This is a genomic window from Pseudomonas sp. ASL7 (genome assembly GCF_056680375.1).
In genome coordinates, this window is record NZ_CM155279.1 from 2486743 (window position 1) to 2503855 (window position 17113).

A 17113-nucleotide genomic window follows, 5' to 3' on the forward strand; every position below is an offset into this window, starting at 1 on the left:
GATAGCCAGAGCCGCTCCAACTCCCCTCCCCGCCTGAAGCCGAGCCACCGCGATTGCTTTCGCCACTCCAACTGCCTCCGCCGCCTGAAGCAGAGCCGTACTCACCAGAATGACTCCAGGAGCCGCCACCACCGTATGAGCGTCCAAAACTGGAAGCGTGAGACCATGCCAACGCATGATTACAAGTCAGCGCCGCGATTAACATGCCGGCGAATTTCAAGGTAGATCTGTTCATGGTTCAGTCTCCTTGTTCAGGGATTTGCCACCGGCGATTTAACCCCTTCCGGGGCGCGCATGTCTGGCGGCGGAGCAAACTGAATCCGCTGCGCCGATTCAATTTGGTCGGGCTTGAAGAAGTCCGCAGGCATCGACGAATTGAGCTTCCAGTCGCTGAATTCAACCTGATGCCGGGATTGTGTCGGATCATCGCGGAACACCGCGCGCAACATCCGCGGGAGCTTGTCTTGCGCACCGATCCACGCCTGAACGAACACGGTATCGCTGGCGTAAGCAATGACATCGGTCGTGGTATCACCGATCACCGTGGACTGGCCGATGTAAAACGCCAAACGCATATCTCTGGCCAAATCCTTGTACGGATCGGCAACGATCACGTCGGTAAACGGAAAGTAGATCGCTGCACGCTGATACGCGGCTTCAAGGGTCGCATCGATGGTCGGTGGCGCATCCGCTTGCGCCAGTAGATTTTCCTTGCGTGCAAAGGCATAGGCTTTCTTGCCGTCGTAGTAAAACTCGGTCGCAGGACCATCTCCCGAGGTCAATACGCGCAGTCGGTCTGGCCGCTGCATGTTGACTAACGCCACTGTGCAGTAGGCCAAGGGCGGCCCCAACCGGCTAGGTTTCTCATAAGTGGTGACGGCTTTGAAGCTCATGCCCTGAGCACTTGCCAGCCTCGCGCTCATGGTCTTCAGAATCTCCAACGCCTTGGGCTCCAGTTGCACCGCTGGCGCGTCAACAGCAGGCGTCTGGGCCGCATGCAAGGAGGCAGCAAACAAGCCTAAGACCAAAGTGAGGGAAGACAACCGGACAAACTGTTGGAGGGAAGACATTGTTTGTACCCCGAAGAGATCAGGTCAGGCTTTAAGCCTAGCAACGGAAGTAGAACCGGGACGGATTTTTTCCGGGGCTCCTGCTGCGAAAGCTATGCCAGGCAAGCGCAAAGCCCCGTTTTATGACGTTCGCTTTCCCATCAAACAATAAATGGCGGTAGCTGGAGTGAACCCGGCCCGGTTTCCGATAGCTATTACTGGATATTTCACAATTCAAACCTACGCTCACTCGCGGGGGATCCAAAATTAAAAGGCGGTGGGGTCCGTCTCACGTGCTGGCACTAGTACATAGGATCTACATATGAACCGGACAACGTTATCTTCGCTATTCGCTCTACCCATACTGTTATCAGCTATGGCTATACCCGGCATGGCTCACGCAGCCGACAAGCCGCCGAACATCGTGGTGATCATGGGCGACGATATTGGGTGGTCCAATATCGGCGTTTATAATCAGGGCATGATGGCCGGTCGAACACCCAACCTCGACCAACTGGCCGCCGAAGGCATGCGTTTTACCGACTATTACGCCGAGGCCAGTTGCACAGCCGGGCGCGCCAACTTCATTACCGGTGAACTGCCGATCCGCACCGGCATGACCACCGTGGGTCAGGCTGGTTCTCCGATTGGCATTCCCGCCGAAGCCGTGACCATTGCCACCACGCTTAAAGCCATGGGTTATGCCACCGGCCAGTTTGGCAAAAACCACTTGGGCGACCTCAACCAGTTCTTGCCAACCGTGCACGGTTTTGATGAGTTCTTCGGTTACCTCTACCACCTCGATGCCATGGAAGACCCTGCGCACCCCAACTACCCGCAGGCTGAGCTGGAGAAGTTCGGCCCTCGCAACATGGTTCACAGCTGGGCAACCACTTCCGATGACCCGACCGTGATGGAACGCTGGGGCAAGATCGGCAAACAGAAAATCGAAGACGCCGGCACGCTCTACCCAGAACGTATGAAAACTGTCGACGACGAAATCCGCGATAAGGCCTTTGCTTTTGTAGACAAGGCCAAACAGGACAACAAACCGTTCTTCCTGTGGCTCAACCCGACTCGCATGCACATCGTCACGCACCTTTCCGACAAGTACGAAAAACTGCGCAACTCGGAAAATGGCTGGTCGGAGCAGGAAGCCGGCATGGCACAGCTTGACGATATCGTCGGCGAAGTCATGGCCAAGCTGAAAAAAGAAGGCATGGATGACAACACCATCGTGGTCTTCACCACCGACAACGGCGCGGAAAACTTCACCTGGCCTGACGGCGGCACCACCCCGTTTGCCATGGGTAAAGGCACGGTGATGGAAGGCGGCTTCCGGGTTCCGGCGATCGTTCGCTGGCCTGGCAAGGTACCTGCGAACACGATTGGCAACGGTATCATGTCCGGCATGGACTGGTTCCCGACCTTCGTCGCGGCAGCAGGCAACCCGAACATCACTCAAGAACTGCTCAAGGGCAAACAGCTGGGCGATACTACCTATAAGGTTCACCTGGATGGCTACGACCAGACACCGATGATTACCGGCAAAGGTCCGTCAAATCGCCATGAGATCTTCTACTTCGGTGAAAGTACACTCGGCGCTATCCGCGTCGATGACTACAAGTATCGCTTCATCGATCAGCCTGGCGGCTGGCTCGGGGCAAAAGTACAGCCAGACATGCCGGTCCTGACCAACTTGAGACTCGATCCGTTCGAACGCATGGGCTGGTCTGAAAATCTGACAGCCAATGGCTCACTGTCCTATTTCGAATGGTTCAAATTCCAATTCTGGCGTTTCGTGTTTGTGCAGGATCAGGTGAGCAAACTGGCAATGACTGCAGTTGAATACCCACCCATGCAAAAAGGCGCGAGCTTCAACCTCGAGGCCGTCAAGGCCAAGATCGAAGCAGCTCGGGCGGCCATGGCCAAGTAAGCGGTCGAGTACACGGGTGGCCAACGCTGGCCACCTGCGTTCACAAAGGACATTCGCTGAGGTGACCCAATGCAGATAAAAACAACCACACTGCCCGCCATCACCCTGCTTGCACTGTGCTGCCAGCATGCTCACGCCGGCGGCCTCCTGCTCTACGAAATCGGCACCGATAACACCGGCCTGGCCAACGCCGGTGCCGCCGCCCGAGCCCAGGGTCCCTCGACAATTGCCAGCAACCCAGCGGGCATGAGTTACCTGCCAGGCACGCAAATCACCGCTGGTTTGCAAGTGTTGTACGGCGACCTGACTTTTGATCGCGATTCCAACACCAATGGTACTGGCAGCGGCAGTGGCAACATCCTCGCCCCCATTCCCGGCGGTAGTTTCTTCATCAGCCATGAACTCGACGACCATTGGAGCATCGGCTTCGGCCAATATGCCGACTTTGGGTTGGCGGAGAATTACGGCAATAGCTGGTCCGGGCGCTATTTCGTGCAGGACGCCAGCCTCGCCGGTATATCTTTTGTACCCAGCGTGGCGTACCGCTTTAACGAACAATGGTCGGTCGGCGTCGGCGTGAAAGCCATGTACGGCATGCTGAAAGCGCAAACAGCGATTGACCGCTCGCCCTTCGGCCTCGCCGACCGCACTGACGGCCAGTTCAAGTACAGAGACAACGATTGGGGTTTTGGCGGGAATGTCGGGGTGATCTATGCCCCGCAACCCGGCACCCGCATTGGCCTGGAATACACCAGCAAGGTCGATCTGAATTTCGAAGACCGGCTGCAGGTCTCCGGCAACGGCCCGCTGCTACAGCGCCTCAATGGCCTGAACACCAAGCTCGACATGACGGTGCCGCAAACCGCGACCCTCAGCCTGTTCCAGCAACTTGATCCCAAGTGGGCCTTCCTTGCTTCGGTGAACTGGCAGGACTGGTCACAGTTCGGCGACGTCGCGGTGCAAGTCGACACCACGGCGGTCGGCGCCCAATCGACCACGGTCCAGGCCCACTACAAAGACACCTGGCAACTGGCACTGGGCGCGCAGTACCAGGCCACCCAGCAACTGTTGTGGAACTTCGGCGTGGCCTACGACAGCAGCGCCGTCTCGGACGCCAATCGCACATTCACCGTGCCTATGAGCGATTCCTGGCGCCTTGCGACAGGAGCCACCTATGCTCTGAACAAGGACACCGACGTCAACGTCAGTTGGGCGCTGATCTGGCTGGGTGATATGCCGGTCGACCAGACCAAATCCACGTCAGGCATTCAAACTTCCGGTCAGTTCGACAATGCCTGGATTCAAGCCCTGACAGCAAACATGACTTGGCGATTCTGATGCCCTGCTACCGAAAAAATGACTTTATCCATGGAGCACACACCACTATGAACCTGTCCCGAAAATTGTTCATTGGCGCCGCGATGGCCAGTCTGTTGCTAGGCGGTTGCACCTCGAAAGTGACTGAGCAAAATCAATACTCCGGCTTCCTGTCCAGCTATAACGACCTGCAAGAAGTGACCACCCCCAGCGGCGGAACAGCCATGCGCTGGGTGAGCCCGTCGTGGAACCCGAATGCCTATGACACCGTGGCGTTCAATAGGCTGGAACTCTATCCGGCGCCCAAGCCCAATGAGCGGGTGAACCAGCAGACGTTGAACGACATTCAGAACTACATGACCAGCAAGGCCAAAAATATACTGGGTCAGAAATACCGGGTGGTGTCGAGCGCCAGCTCGGCCCCCGCGGGTTCAAAAACCTTGATCATGCGCGCGGCGATCACCGGAGTGAGTGCCTCCAACGAAGGCATGAAGTGGTATGAAGTGATACCGGTCGCGGCGGTGGTCGGGGCTGCACAGGCCGCCAGCGGACATCGGGATCAGGACACCAACCTGTTCATCGAAGCCGAGTTCATCGACGCGAAAACCAATCAGACGGTGGCCAAAGTGGTGCGCAAAGTGTTCGGCACCCAGCTTTCGAACGAGAGCCAGCAGGTTACCGCCAAGGATTTCAAAGCGGCGATCGATAAACTGGGCACCGATATGCAGGCGTTCATCAGCCAGCCCCCTGCCTACTGATTATTGCTTCATCCCGACCCGCCGACGCATGTCGGCGGTGATGGTTTGACGGGTTTTCTCAAGATCCGCCCAAGGCTCATCCCCGACTTCGGCCAGGCGCTCATACACCGTGTGCAGGTTCCACTGATTGCCGCCCTTGAGCTCTGCAACCTCTTCACGAAAGATCGGCACCGACACCGGCAGCCCCTCACGGGTGCGCACGGCGTAAGCGCAGATGGTGGTGGCACCGAGACCGTTGCGCAGGTAATCGATGAAGATGCGCCCGACCCGGTTCTTCGGGCCCGACACCGCCGAAAAGCGCTCCGGCAGCAACGCGGCCATGTGGCTGACGATAGCGTGACTGAAGTCCTTCACCTCATCCCAACCGAGCTTGCGGGTTAGCGGCACCACCAGGTGGATGCCTTTGCCGCCACTGGTTTTGAGGAACGCCTTGAGCCCCAGTTCATCGAGCACCGACAGCGTCAGCTGCGTCGCCTCGACCATGCTTTTCCAGGGCAGCGCCGGGTCCGGGTCGAGGTCCAGGACAAAGCGGTCAGGTTTGTCGAGGTTATCCAAGGTGGCATTCCAGGTATGCAGCTCCACAGTGCTCATCTGCACCGCGCCAATCAAGGCTTCGGCGTTGTTGATGATCATCACCGGCTGGCCGGTGAGTTTCTTGTCCAGGACGGTGATGCCGGGAATGGCCAGGCGCTCGGCGTTCTTCTGGAAAAACAGTTCACCGGCAATGCCGTCCGGCGCGCGAACCAGCGCCACCGGCCGGTCCTTGAGTTCGGGCAATATCCATTGGGCGACACGGGCGTAATACTCGGCCAACTGCATTTTGGTGGTGCCACTGCTGGCGTCGATGACCCGGTCTGGATGGGTGATGCGCACCTTGCCTTTGTCCAGGCCAAGTTGTGACGGTGCGGATTTTTCAACAGTTTTCTCTTTGGCCTTCACCACGGTCGGACGCTCCTCGGTGATGTCTTGGGCGGGTTTGTCATTGCGCAGGCCATGGAACACCGCGTGACGGACCGACCCTTCCTTGGTCATTTCCGCGAATGCGATTTCCGCCAGCAAGGCAGGTTTGAGCCAATGCACGCCCTTGGCGTCAACGCCACTCGGCGGGTTGACCACCGACGGCTTTTTCGCTTTCAAGGGTATCAATTGTTCATAGAGGCTGTTGAGGGTCGACTCGTTGAACCCGGTGCCGACCTTGCCGGCGTAACGCAACTTGCCGCTGTCACGGTCATGCAGCCCGAGCAGTAAGGCCCCAAAGGCGCTGCGCGAGCCTTTCGGATCGGTGTAGCCGACGATGACAAATTCCTGCCGGTGCTTGCACTTGAGCTTGATCCAGTCGCTGCTGCGCCGAGACACATACGGCGAGCCCAAGCGCTTGCCGATCAGTCCTTCCATCTGCATTTGGCAGGCGCTGTTGAGCAAAGCGTCAGGGTTCTCAGCGAACGCGTCGGAGAAGCGCAGCAGCGGGTTTTTATTGGGTTTAAGCACCGTCGCCAGTGCCGCTCTTCGCTCCTCGACAGGCACTTCGCGCAAGTCCACGCCATTGAGGTAAGGCATGTCGAACAGGTAATACACGATGTTGGCGCTGCGGCCCGCGTCGAAAGCGTTTTGCAGGGCCTGAAAATCCGGTACGCCCTGCTCGTTGGCGACCACCATTTCGCCGTCGAGCCAGGCGGACTCCAGGTTCAGCGCTGCCAACGCCTCGGCTTGACCGGGCAACTTGTGGGTCCAGTCATGACCATTGCGGGTGAACAGTTTGACCTCGCCGTGGTCGATGCGCGCCATGATCCGATAGCCGTCGAATTTGATCTCATAGCTCCATTCGCCCTGTGGAGCCCGTTCGACCAGTGTCGCCAGTTCCGGCTTGAGCTGATCCGGCAGTTTGGCCTTGTGCGCGCCGGTTAGTGGTGCCGATTGCGCGTTAGGCGCCACCTTGCGCGCCGGCTTCTTGACCGGCTTGGGCTTATCGGCTGCCTTCGGCTTTTGGGTCACGAGGGTTCGGTCACTGAGCACGCTGTCCGGCTCGGCTGAAACCACGTCGTAATCGCTTTCAGGTTTGGCCGCGCCGTCCTGATGTTTGATCAGAAACCATTGCTCCTGCTTCCCCGGCATGTGCGTGCGCACCAGGTTCCACAGACCGCTGAGCTTCTCGCCTTGCAACTCGAATTTGAGTTTGCCCTTGGCGTAGGCCTGGGCCGGATCCTCCTGGGGAATCCACACGCCACGGTCCCAGACAATCACATCACCGGCGCCGTAATGCCCTTCGGGAATGCTGCCCTCGAACGTGGCGTAATCCAGCGGATGATCTTCGACATGCACTGCCAGGCGCTTGACCTTGGGGTCCAGCGACGGCCCCTTGGGCACCGCCCAACTCTTCAGCGCGCCATCGAGCTCGAGGCGAAAATCGTAATGCAGGTGCGAGGCGTCATGCTTCTGGATGCAAAACTGCAAGGCGTGGCTTTTCGCCGTTTTCTTGCCCGAACGTTTAGCGGCCGGTTCAGAGGTCGCCGAGAAGTCGCGCATGCGGTTGTAATCATCCAGATTCTTGCTCATCGCTCACCCACCTGATGCCGATTCAACGCCTCTCTACATCAGCAGAGCGATTCGCCCGGAAGAAAATTCAATTGGTGTTGAAATTGCCCGGACAGACGGGCTTGTTCGCGGGACGTGGTTAGTATTTGAGTGAATATACTCAACGAGTGAACGTATCCCCGGAGAGCAATCATGCGAACGGTTCATGTCATCGAGTCCGAAAAAAAGCCAGGGCCGGTCAATGTCGTTGGCGAGAGGATCACCATTCTCGCGGGCGGCGATCTGACCAAACCCTTTGAAGTGCATATACAGGAAGGCGTCCAGGGAGGTGGGCCACCGCCGCACTTTCATCCCTGGGACGAGGCTTTTTACGTTATTGACGGACAAGTCGAAATCACGGTTGAGGGCAAATCAACCACGATCTCGAGCGGCGGTTACGTGCATATTCCCGGTGGCGCCATTCATGCCTACAAGAACATCAGCGCGACCGCGAAAATGATCGGTGTAGTGTCTGATCCGCGGGGTGGCCAGTTCTTTGCTGCAATGGATCAGCTTAAGGTGCCAGAGGATATGCCGCGAATACTTGAGATCGGTGAAGCCCACGGTGTCAGGTTCCTGGTGCCGAAACCCTTGTAGGAGCGAGCTTGCTCCTACAAGGGTTGTCAGCTCAGGTTCCCGCAGAAAATATTCTGGTTGCCATCAGCCGGGCTTTCACGCACAACCACCGCATAGCCACCGGCGCGAAGCGTATCGATGGCTACAGGCGCGCTTTTCCAGAAATACTGGAGCGATGCCGACGAATAGAACCGGGCGTTCGGGCCGTCGTTCATGTCAAAGGCTGGTTTCGGACCCAGGTTCGTACAGCTTCCCTGATAGATGTAGGCAGACAAACGGCCCGGTAATGCGCTGCCCATGGGTTCGCCAGTGACGGCAAACCAGAAGACTGTCGCATTACCGTCGGCCATCATGACGGGGCTGGCAATTTTACCGGCGTTGATGGGGGTAGCATGGAGGGGAACGTTGATGACCTGGCTGTCAGGAACTGATGAACACCCAGAAATACACCCGACTCCTACCACCAACGCCAGCGAAGATACGATTTTCATCGTGATACTCCCGCTTTTTAACGCGTTGAAGTGATCCCCCTTCTCAATTTTAGCTGTCAGCGCAAAGCTGGCATTTCTTCGGATAGTCGGTCTGGTGCCGTAACACTTTGGTGGCGAGGGCGCTTGCTCCCGCTCGAGTGCGCAGCTTTCGCATCAGCCCTATCGACGTGAATAACCCGGAACACAGCCCATAGTGGGTCCACCATGCCCCCGCACACCTGTCCACCCTGTCTGCGGTCCATACACAGCCATCACCAAAAACCGGATATATACCCAATCAAAGCCCCAGGTGAGCCACCATAAATAGGCAGACGCGCCTGAGACTAGCCATACAACTCAGCCCGCCGATCCCGATGCAGGTCATTACGCTCGCTGATCCGCTTATTACGCGCCTCAGCGAGGTTCAACGACGCCAACAACATCTGCTCGCCGCGCTGTCCTTATCCGAAGCAGTCGGGATGTAATCGATCGAGTGGCCTTCGATGGCCAACCCGCTACTCGCCTCTGTGGCGTGCGCAGACTGTGGGGACCCTGACATGCGATTGTTCCTATGCTGGTAATTGTTGTTTTTGTGGGCAGAGCGCCGGCTTCCCTGCAATGTATGGGGTTGGTCAGGCCTATAAAATATCGCAGGCACACTGCTTACATAGATTTACGTCTATGTGAGTGAGCATCGGGGGGGTACGCATGCTGGGAACTGTATCGGAACTGGATCTTCGTTTGATCCGGGTATTTTTGACCGTCGTTGAGGCCGGTGGGATTTCCGCCCCGCAGAACGCGCTTTTTGCACCCGCGTAAAGGCGCGAACAACTGATAGCCAACGTCGCGACTGGCTCCCCGAGCGCGGACCGACCCAACGGCGGCAAGCTCACTTGCTGCAGGGTGAGCGGTCGTTTCAGATGAGGATGTCTTTGGCCGGCACCACGTCAATTCGAGATACGGCACCTGTCAGGTGCGCCAAATCCTTATTGTGCTCGCAGATGATCTCTTCGGCGGTAAGGTTGCCGTTATCGACGGTGGAATGCGTGTCAGCAGCGAGTACCACGTCATACCCCAGTCGGAGCGCCTGCCGCACGGTAGCGTTAACGCAATAGTCGGTTTGCAAACCGCAGATGATCAGGCGTTCGAATTCTTCCCTCGGTAACAGCTTTTCCAGGTCGGTCTGGTAGAACGAATCCGCAGCGGTTTTGCGCACACGCAGATCGTCGGATGAAATTTTCAGGCCTTCTGCCAGTTGCCAGTCTTGGGAGCCGTACTTCAGCAGGCCATCCTCCTCGTGCTGGATAAAGATCACCGCAACGCCGGCTTCGCGGGCCCTGGCGCTCAGGCCATTGATGTTCTCGATGACGCGCTGGATATCAAAGCATTCGTACTTGCCAGCGCACAAGCCGCGCTGGACATCTATGATCAGCAGTGCGGTAGTCATGGTTCTGTCCTTGATAGGTCTGTGGATCCGAGGCGGATTTCGAATCCCCCCCCTTTGTAAAATGTAGCAGCTGCCGAGCCTGCGAGGCTGCGTTCGGCTGCGCAGCAGTCGTCAATCCTGTGCATGCGGTTTTCCTGAAAGACCGCAGTGTTTGAATTCACGACTGCTGCGCAGCCGAACGCAGCCTCGCAGGCTCGGCAGCTGCTACGGGATCGGGGGCCATCCTCACGAAGTTGGATGACCCCGTATCTGCCTCAATAACCGAGAGACAACCCGGTATTACGCCGAGGATCGTTCGCCCCATAGAAACGGTTCTTGCCCACCGGTTTGCCTTCCAGCGAAGGCGCTCCGACGAGAATCGCTTCGACATGGTTGGCGTCTTGGGGACCTGTAAATTTGTGGCCCCAGCTTTCGAGGATTTTCACCGTATCCGGACTGGTGGTGAAGGTTTCCAGGTTGGTTGTTTCCGGCAACCATTGCTGGTGGAAACGCGTCGCATCCACCGCTTCCTGGATGTTCATCCCGTAGTCGATCACGTTAAGCATGGTCAGCAAGGTAGCGGTGATGATGCGACTGCCGCCGGGGGTGCCGACGACCATCACGACTTTGCCGTCCTTGGTGACGATGGTCGGGCTCATGGACGACAGCGGTGCCTTGCCGGGAGCGATGGCATTGGCTTCGCCTTGCACCAGGCCGTACATGTTCGGCACGCCGACTTTCGAGGTGAAGTCGTCCATTTCATCGTTGAGCATGACCCCGGTTTTGCTGGCCATGACGCCGGCGCCGAACCAGTCGTTGAGGGTGTAGGTCATCGACACCGCATTCCCCCATTTGTCGACGATGGAGAAGTGCGTGGTGTTGCTGCCCTCATGCGGCGCTACGCCGGGTTTGATCTCGCTGGACACGCCAGCCTTTTGCGGTTGGATAGCGGCGCGCAGTTTGGCGGCGTAGTTTTTGTCCAGCAGGTGCGCGATCGGATTTTTCACGAAGGCCGGGTCGCCAAGGTAGCTGTTGCGGTCCACATAAGCGTGGCGCATGGCTTCGATCTGGTAGTGCATGCCCTGGGCCGAGTGGTAACCCAGGTCTTTCATCGGGTAGCCATCGAGGATGTTCATGATCTCGCAGATCACCACCCCACCGGAGCTTGGCGGTGGTGCCGAGACTACGTGGTAGCCGCGGTAATCGCACTCAATCGGAGCCAGTTCGCGAGTCTTGTATTTGTCGAGGTCAGCCTGGGTGATGATGCCCTTGTTAGCCTGGCTGGAGGTGACGATGGCGTCGGCGACCCAGCCTTTATAGAAACCATCGGCGCCCTTCTCGGAGATTTCCCGCAGGGTTTTGCCCAGGTCTTTTTGCACCAGTTTCTGGCCGACCTGCATCGGCTCGCCGTTGCTCAGGAAGATCGCGCCGGAATCCTTGATGTCTTTCTTGAACACGTCGGTGGCGTAATCCAGCAAATCCACATCGCCTTGTTCCAGTACGAAGCCTTCTTCGGCGAGTTTGATGGCCGGGGCGATCACCTCTTTGCGAGGTTTAGTGCCGTATTTCGACAGCGCCAGCTCCATGCCTGACACGGTGCCCGGTACAGCGACGGCCAAGTAGCCGCGCGTACTCAGGTCTGGAACGACGTTGCCCGCCTTGTCGAGGTACATGTTTGCGGTCGCAGCCAGCGGCGCTTTTTCGCGGAAATCGAGGAAGGTCTTGCGCCCATCCGCCAACTGAATGGTCATGAAACCACCGCCACCCAGGTTGCCCGCCGCGGGGTATACCACCGCCAGCGCATAAGCCACCGCGACGGCGGCATCGACGGCGTTGCCACCGCTTTTGAGCACGTCCACGCCCACGTGGCTGGCCAGATGCTGGGCGGTGACCACCATGCCGTTTTCGGCGGCGACCGGGGCCACGTTGGCCGCGTACGTGCTGAGGCAGCTGAGCGCCAATGAGGTCGCAATCAGGGATTTGGCAAAAGGCTCAAACTTCATGAGTGGGTCTCTTTTTGTTTTTAGGCTCTGTACAAAAACAGAGGGGACGGTTCAAGAGCACAGGCAAGTATGGCTCGGATTGCGTATTGCGCCTCCCCGACCAGGCAGTATGCTTGCCCCATTCAGCACTTCTGCGGAGTCCGCCGGCATGTCCTTCACCTGCACCTTCCTCGCCTCCCCGGTGGGTGAGCTAAAGCTCGTAGCGAACGGTTCGAGACTGGTCGCCATCCTCTGGGAAAACGATAAACCGGATCGGGTACGGCTTGGCCCCATGAGCGAGGTCGCAGACAACCCGATCCTCTTGCGCACTGCACAACAATTGAAGGAATACTTCGCTGGAACCCGCAAATGTTTTGAACTGGAACTGGACTTTGCCGGGACGCAATTCCAGAAAAAGGTCTGGGCGGCGTTGTTGACGATTCCGTTTGGCGAGACCCGCAGCTATAGCCAGATTGCCGAGCAAATCGGCAACCCCGGTGCGGTCCGGGCGGTAGGCGCGGCAAATGGCAAGAATCCGATTTCGATTGTCGCGCCGTGTCATCGGGTGATTGGCGCGTCGGGACAGTTGACGGGGTTTGCCGGGGGGCTTGAGGCGAAAGCGTTGTTGCTAACGCTTGAAGGCGGACAACAGGGCGAAACCGGCCGCCTGGAAGGCTTTTGATCTTTGTGTAGGAGCGAGCTTGCTCGCGATGGACGTCAGGGCGCGGCGTTCATCCAGGCAGTAACCGTCATCGTTTACGTCCATCGCGAGCAAGCTCGCTCCTACAGGTAACGGGAGTATCAGGTTCAGGCGAAGATGTTTTTCATCGCAGCGTACTGCAGCAACATGATGGTCTTCGCATCGCAGATTTCCCCGCGATAAAACGCGTCAAGCGCTTCCTCGAACGTCCACTCCAGCACTTCCAGCTCTTCGGTTTCTTCCTCCAGCCCACCGCCTTCGCTGACCTTCGAAGTGGCGTCGTATTCGGCGATAAAAAAGTGCAGCTTTTCGGTCACCGAACCCGGGCTCATGTAGGCCTCGAATACCTTCTGCACATGGTGCACGCGGTAACCGGTTTCCTCCTCCGCCTCACCGCGAATGCGCTCTTCAGGCGCGGCTCCCTCGAGCAGCCCCGCCGCCACTTCGATCAGTAAACCGTCGTGGCCGTTGACGAACACCGGCATTCTGAATTGCCGGGTCAGGACGACGGTTTTCTTTTCCCGGTTGAACAGCAAAATCGCCGCGCCATTGCCCCGGTCGTAGACCTCACGGGTCTGACGCTGCCATTCGCCGTTGTTGCGCAGGTAATCAAAGGTGAATTTCTTGAGCAAGTACCAGTCGTGGGACAACACCTGAGTCTCGATGATGTTGACCCGCTCGGCTGTGTTTAACATGACAACGCGTCCTTATTTCGTCAGAAGGCCGACATAGTAGACGAAAACTCCCTTACGGCAGCTGAGCCTTGTACTCTTTCACATACTGCCCCGCGAGCGTCTCTTTCTGGGTGTCGTCAAGCAACTTGCCGGCCATCTGGAAGAACTTCTGTTCTTCCTCCTTCAAGTGGTGATGAACCTTTTCGACCAGTTTCTTCGCCGTCGCCAGCCAGGCCGGGCTGGACATCTCGGTCTCGTCCAGTTCCTCCATCATTTCATCCATCTCGTGATGCTCGGAAATCCCATGGCGGCTGAGGTCGACGCCGTTATCGAACGCCATCAGCGGGATGTAAAAATGCCGTTCTTCAGCGGTTTCGTGAGCCTGGAGTTCGGACTTGAGTTGTTTGTAAGCCTCGACTCGTTCCGGGGTATCGCCGCTGGTCTTGACCAGCGCGTCGGCGTAGGAGCGTTGGCGATCATGGCTTTCGCGCAGTGCTTCAAAAATGTTCACGGGGCGTCCTCATCGGCCGCGTCTGGAATGACGCTATAAAGGCTAGACAGCTACGCGTGGGTGACGGTTCCAGTTCAAGGACTGGAACACCGACCGCTGGCCGAGATAGGCTTGGTCTGCTGCCCCCTCATAACCATAAGGATTTAGTTGATGAACCTGCGAATCGAACGATCGCAAAACCCCACGGATGAAGAGCGGCAAGCGATCCTGCTGCCATTGCGGGCCTATAACACCTCAAAAGCCGGCGTCACCGTCTCAGAGCCGATTGCCTTGCTGATCCGCGACGAACACGACGAGATTCTCGGTGGTCTGTATGGCCGGGTGTTTTACCAATGGCTGTTTATTGAATTGCTGTCAGTACCGGAACAGGCCCGGGGCCAGGGCATGGGCTCGAAGTTGATGCAGATGGCCGAAGCGCTGGCGCGGGAGAAGGAATGCATCGGGATCTGGCTCGACACCTTCGACTTTCAGGCGCCAGGGTTTTACAAAAAGCTGGGCTACAGCGAGCTAGGCCAGATCATTGACTACCCGCCGGGCCACAAACGCTTCTTTTTCCAGAAGCGCCTGACCTGTGGGAGCGAGCCTGCTCGCGAAGTCGGCGGGCCAGTCGACATCGATGTTGATTGATAATCCGCCTTCGCGAGCAGGCTCGCTCCCACAGGGGATAGGGGTCAACCCATCAGAGGCAGGTCGCCAATGCCGCCAATCGGCGCTTGGCGACAAAGTCTTCATGTTGCGTGTAGTAACTCAACACCGTGCCTGAAGCATCGGTGGTCACGTCCACAAAAAATTCTGCCGAACGCGTGTATACGGTGGAACCGCCCTTCTTGCCCGGTTGCAAATACGCGGCGGCATCGACGCCAAACACCGCCTCGTCCTGCCAGGAAAACTGCACGCACTGGGCGACGTCTTTTTCCGGTTTGTCCGAGTGCAGGACTTTGTACGGCGTTCCAGTGCGGGCATCATCCATCACCGAACCCGCACATCCCGCCAGCAACGTGACGGCCAGCGCCACCATCAGAATTCGCATTGCGTTCGCTCATTCAATAAAAAAGCGGACTGTATCACCGTGGCACGGCGTATCGTTCTGCTTTACTTTATTTATACCGCGACACAGCGTGGCGATTCACGCACCCTGTTGCGCCATTAACGCCACATCGCCCATTTTCCCGGGCTCATTTTTCTGGAAAGGCCATGACACCCAACGCCGAGTTTTACAAACCGACTGCTGAATACGCTGACAAGCTGATCAGCCAAATCGGTCAGACGCCTTCCTGGATCGCCAAGCGAATCGGTGTCACCGACAAACGGATTCGTTACATCCTCGACGGCGAAAGAACCGTCAAAGGTGAAACCACGCCGATCCAGATGACTTACCCCGAGCAGTTTGCGCTCGAATGCCTGGCCGCTGCAGCCAAAGCCAAGAAGCAATCTGCGTAACCCCGGCCTCAAGGAGCGACCATGGCGGCAACCGAACAGCAACACGAACAGGCACTGAAGAAGTTTCTCGATGCGTGCCCTGAACTGCGCGCTGAACTTGATAACCTCAATCCGCTGTTGGCTCAAGCCAAGGGCGAAACGGCGCAGCAGTACCGCGAAGAGCGCTTGCATGAAGCCTTCGAAGCCGAAGCCGAGCGCCGGGGTTTGTTTGCCTGGGAACTGACGCTGCAACTGATGTCGACCTCGGACGAGGACTATCAGGCCCAACGCCTGGAAGTGCACAAGGAAGTGGCCGAAATGGCCGGCATGTCCTGGCTGGAGTATTGCGAGCTGTATGGCTTAAGCAAGTAACCGTCGCCGCTCAAGGATGCCATCACCGATGCTGCCTTCACCCTCCAGTCACCGCGCCAGCCCGGGTCATCTGCACACTCAGAAATGGCGCGGACGCATCGGCCTGTCGCTGGTCGCCAGCCTCTCGGTGCTTGCGGGCATGACCGACGCCATCGGTTTCATGGCCAGCGGCGATTTCGTTTCGTTCATGAGCGGCAACACCACGCGCCTTGCCGTCGCGATCAGCGACGGCAATTTCGGGCTGTCCTTGCGCCTGCTGATCCTTGTGGCCACGTTCATCATCGGCAATGCCATGGGCATCATCGTCAGCCGTCTCGGCGGGCGTCGCGCGCTGCCCTTGTTGCTGTGCATCGCCACGCTGCTCTGCGGTGCCGCAGCCTGGCCGTATGACGAACAACTGCCGGCGTTGCTGGCGGCGATCATTGCCATGGGCATGCTCAATGCGGCGGTGGAAGATGTGAACGGCCTGCCGGTCGGCCTCACTTACGTTACCGGGGCGCTGTCACGCTTCGGTCGTGGGCTGGGGCGCTGGATGCTCGGCGAGCGGCGCAATGGCTGGCGGGTTCAACTGATCCCCTGGACAGGCATGTTTGCCGGCGCGGTGCTGGGTGCTGCGCTGGAACATCAGCTTGGGCTCAAGGCGTTGTTTGCCAGCGGGTTGCTGGCGGGTGCACTGGGGTTGCTGTCGCTGAAGATTCCACGGCGTTGGCAGTTGGGCTACATGCCGCGCTAAGCGGAGACTACCAGTCCCCCTTTGTAGGAGCGAGCTCGCTCGCGATGGTCGTCAACGATAACGCTGCAAACCTGACACCCCCAGGCGTTCTCAGGGTTTTCGCGAGCGAGCTCGCTCCTACAGGGGATGGTGTACAGCAGGTAGATTGCCTTCACGGCAAACACCCCTTCGCCGCCCCGACGATAAAGCTTTATCATGGCCGCAGTTTTGCTGACCGAGTCCGTCATGAAGTTCGCCATCGCGCTATTTTCCGCCGCCCATGCGCCCTCCTCGCGCCGCGCCTTGTTGTTCGCCCAGGCCGCGCTGGCCGGCGGGCATGAGATTGTCCGGCTGTTTTTCTATCAGGACGGCGTCTACAACGCCTCCGATAGCGTGGTCACGCCTCAGGATGAGCTGGACCTGCCCAAACAATGGCGTGCCTTTGTCATCGAACACCAACTGGACGGCGTCGTCTGCATCGCTGCCGCCCTGCGCCGTGGCGTATTGAATGAAGAAGAAGCCGGGCGTTATCAGCGTGAAGCCGTTGCGGTGGGCGCGCCGTGGGAATTGTCCGGCCTCGGCCAGTTACATGACGCGGTGCAGGACGCTGACCGCCTGATCTGTTTCGGAGGCGCTTGAA

Annotated in this window: 18 protein-coding genes and 2 pseudogenes; 11 read left to right on the forward strand and 9 right to left on the reverse strand. The window is 58.1% G+C overall.

The genetic code is table 11. From position 1 onward, the window contains the following. Nucleotides 1–251 precede the first annotated feature (251 nt). Nucleotides 252–1016, reverse strand: a complete 765-nt coding sequence (locus AC1MDT_RS11275) for a DUF2092 domain-containing protein (RefSeq protein ID WP_480422097.1) — start codon at nucleotides 1014–1016, stop codon at nucleotides 252–254. A gap of 355 nt (nucleotides 1017–1371) precedes the next feature. Between AC1MDT_RS11275 and AC1MDT_RS11280 the strand changes: the two genes are divergently transcribed. From AC1MDT_RS11280 to AC1MDT_RS11290, 3 genes are all read left to right on the forward strand, one after another. Further along, a complete protein-coding gene (locus AC1MDT_RS11280; RefSeq protein ID WP_480422098.1) occupies nucleotides 1372–2985 on the forward strand; it encodes an arylsulfatase in 1614 nt (537 codons plus the stop codon). 69 nt (nucleotides 2986–3054) lie between these two features. Beyond that, entirely contained in the window at nucleotides 3055–4323 is a 1269-nt protein-coding gene (locus AC1MDT_RS11285; protein WP_480422099.1) for an OmpP1/FadL family transporter, read from the forward strand. 47 nt (nucleotides 4324–4370) lie between these two features. Continuing rightward, a complete protein-coding gene (locus tag AC1MDT_RS11290) occupies nucleotides 4371–5060 on the forward strand; it encodes a DUF3313 domain-containing protein (protein ID WP_480422100.1) in 690 nt (229 codons plus the stop codon). On the opposite strand, the gene ligD is transcribed toward AC1MDT_RS11290, so the two are convergent. Then, complete coding sequence (ligD, locus tag AC1MDT_RS11295) at nucleotides 5061–7613, reverse strand: DNA ligase D (protein WP_480422101.1); 2553 nt, start codon at nucleotides 7611–7613, stop codon at nucleotides 5061–5063. A 171-nt stretch (nucleotides 7614–7784) separates the two neighbouring features. Here ligD and AC1MDT_RS11300 point away from each other — a divergent pair, with 171 nt between their 5' ends. Beyond that, nucleotides 7785–8228: a cupin domain-containing protein gene (locus AC1MDT_RS11300; protein WP_480422102.1), complete on the forward strand. Its 444-nt coding sequence runs from the start codon at nucleotides 7785–7787 to the stop codon at nucleotides 8226–8228. Between the two features lie 26 nt (nucleotides 8229–8254). Here AC1MDT_RS11300 and AC1MDT_RS11305 read toward each other — a convergent pair whose 3' ends face one another. Beyond that, entirely contained in the window at nucleotides 8255–8698 is a 444-nt protein-coding gene (locus AC1MDT_RS11305; protein WP_480422103.1) for a hypothetical protein, read from the reverse strand. 323 nt (nucleotides 8699–9021) lie between these two features. Next, nucleotides 9022–9135: pseudogene (locus AC1MDT_RS11310) on the reverse strand (carbon-nitrogen hydrolase); the annotation flags it as partial. Nucleotides 9136–9385: 250 nt separating this feature from the next. On the opposite strand from AC1MDT_RS11310, the pseudogene AC1MDT_RS11315 reads away from it, so the two are divergent. Continuing rightward, a pseudogene (locus AC1MDT_RS11315) lies at nucleotides 9386–9481 on the forward strand (LysR family transcriptional regulator); the annotation flags it as partial. 112 nt (nucleotides 9482–9593) lie between these two features. Here the strand turns inward: AC1MDT_RS11315 and AC1MDT_RS11320 are convergent. Next, nucleotides 9594–10124, reverse strand: coding sequence for a cysteine hydrolase family protein (locus AC1MDT_RS11320; RefSeq protein ID WP_480422104.1), 531 nt, complete (start codon nucleotides 10122–10124; stop codon nucleotides 9594–9596). 254 nt (nucleotides 10125–10378) lie between these two features. After that, entirely contained in the window at nucleotides 10379–12106 is a 1728-nt protein-coding gene (ggt, locus tag AC1MDT_RS11325; RefSeq protein ID WP_480422105.1) for a gamma-glutamyltransferase, read from the reverse strand. Between the two features lie 148 nt (nucleotides 12107–12254). Between ggt and AC1MDT_RS11330 the strand changes: the two genes are divergently transcribed. Then, entirely contained in the window at nucleotides 12255–12767 is a 513-nt protein-coding gene (locus AC1MDT_RS11330) for a methylated-DNA--[protein]-cysteine S-methyltransferase (protein WP_480422106.1), read from the forward strand. A gap of 125 nt (nucleotides 12768–12892) precedes the next feature. On the opposite strand, the gene AC1MDT_RS11335 is transcribed toward AC1MDT_RS11330, so the two are convergent. Together AC1MDT_RS11335 and AC1MDT_RS11340 are read right to left on the reverse strand one after the other, a co-directional pair. After that, nucleotides 12893–13480: an NUDIX domain-containing protein gene (locus tag AC1MDT_RS11335; RefSeq protein WP_480422107.1), complete on the reverse strand. Its 588-nt coding sequence runs from the start codon at nucleotides 13478–13480 to the stop codon at nucleotides 12893–12895. Nucleotides 13481–13532: 52 nt separating this feature from the next. Continuing rightward, nucleotides 13533–13970: a hemerythrin domain-containing protein gene (locus AC1MDT_RS11340; protein WP_480422108.1), complete on the reverse strand. Its 438-nt coding sequence runs from the start codon at nucleotides 13968–13970 to the stop codon at nucleotides 13533–13535. A 150-nt stretch (nucleotides 13971–14120) separates the two neighbouring features. Between AC1MDT_RS11340 and AC1MDT_RS11345 the strand changes: the two genes are divergently transcribed. After that, nucleotides 14121–14597: a GNAT family N-acetyltransferase gene (locus AC1MDT_RS11345; RefSeq protein WP_480422109.1), complete on the forward strand. Its 477-nt coding sequence runs from the start codon at nucleotides 14121–14123 to the stop codon at nucleotides 14595–14597. A 52-nt stretch (nucleotides 14598–14649) separates the two neighbouring features. Here AC1MDT_RS11345 and AC1MDT_RS11350 read toward each other — a convergent pair whose 3' ends face one another. Continuing rightward, nucleotides 14650–15000: a hypothetical protein gene (locus AC1MDT_RS11350; RefSeq protein WP_480422110.1), complete on the reverse strand. Its 351-nt coding sequence runs from the start codon at nucleotides 14998–15000 to the stop codon at nucleotides 14650–14652. Nucleotides 15001–15164: 164 nt separating this feature from the next. Here AC1MDT_RS11350 and AC1MDT_RS11355 point away from each other — a divergent pair, with 164 nt between their 5' ends. The 4 genes from AC1MDT_RS11355 (at nucleotide 15165) to tusD (ending at nucleotide 17112) form a co-directional block, all read left to right on the forward strand. After that, on the forward strand, nucleotides 15165–15410 hold the full coding sequence (locus AC1MDT_RS11355) for a hypothetical protein (RefSeq protein ID WP_092269990.1): 246 nt from the start codon (nucleotides 15165–15167) through the stop codon (nucleotides 15408–15410). A 21-nt stretch (nucleotides 15411–15431) separates the two neighbouring features. Next, nucleotides 15432–15761 (forward strand): DUF6388 family protein, encoded by a 330-nt coding sequence (locus tag AC1MDT_RS11360; protein WP_480422111.1) that lies wholly within the window; start codon nucleotides 15432–15434, stop codon nucleotides 15759–15761. A gap of 28 nt (nucleotides 15762–15789) precedes the next feature. Next, complete coding sequence (locus AC1MDT_RS11365; RefSeq protein ID WP_480422112.1) at nucleotides 15790–16494, forward strand: YoaK family protein; 705 nt, start codon at nucleotides 15790–15792, stop codon at nucleotides 16492–16494. Between the two features lie 225 nt (nucleotides 16495–16719). Beyond that, complete coding sequence (gene tusD / locus AC1MDT_RS11370) at nucleotides 16720–17112, forward strand: sulfurtransferase complex subunit TusD (RefSeq protein WP_480422763.1); 393 nt, start codon at nucleotides 16720–16722, stop codon at nucleotides 17110–17112. Nucleotide 17113: the final 1 nt, after the last annotated feature.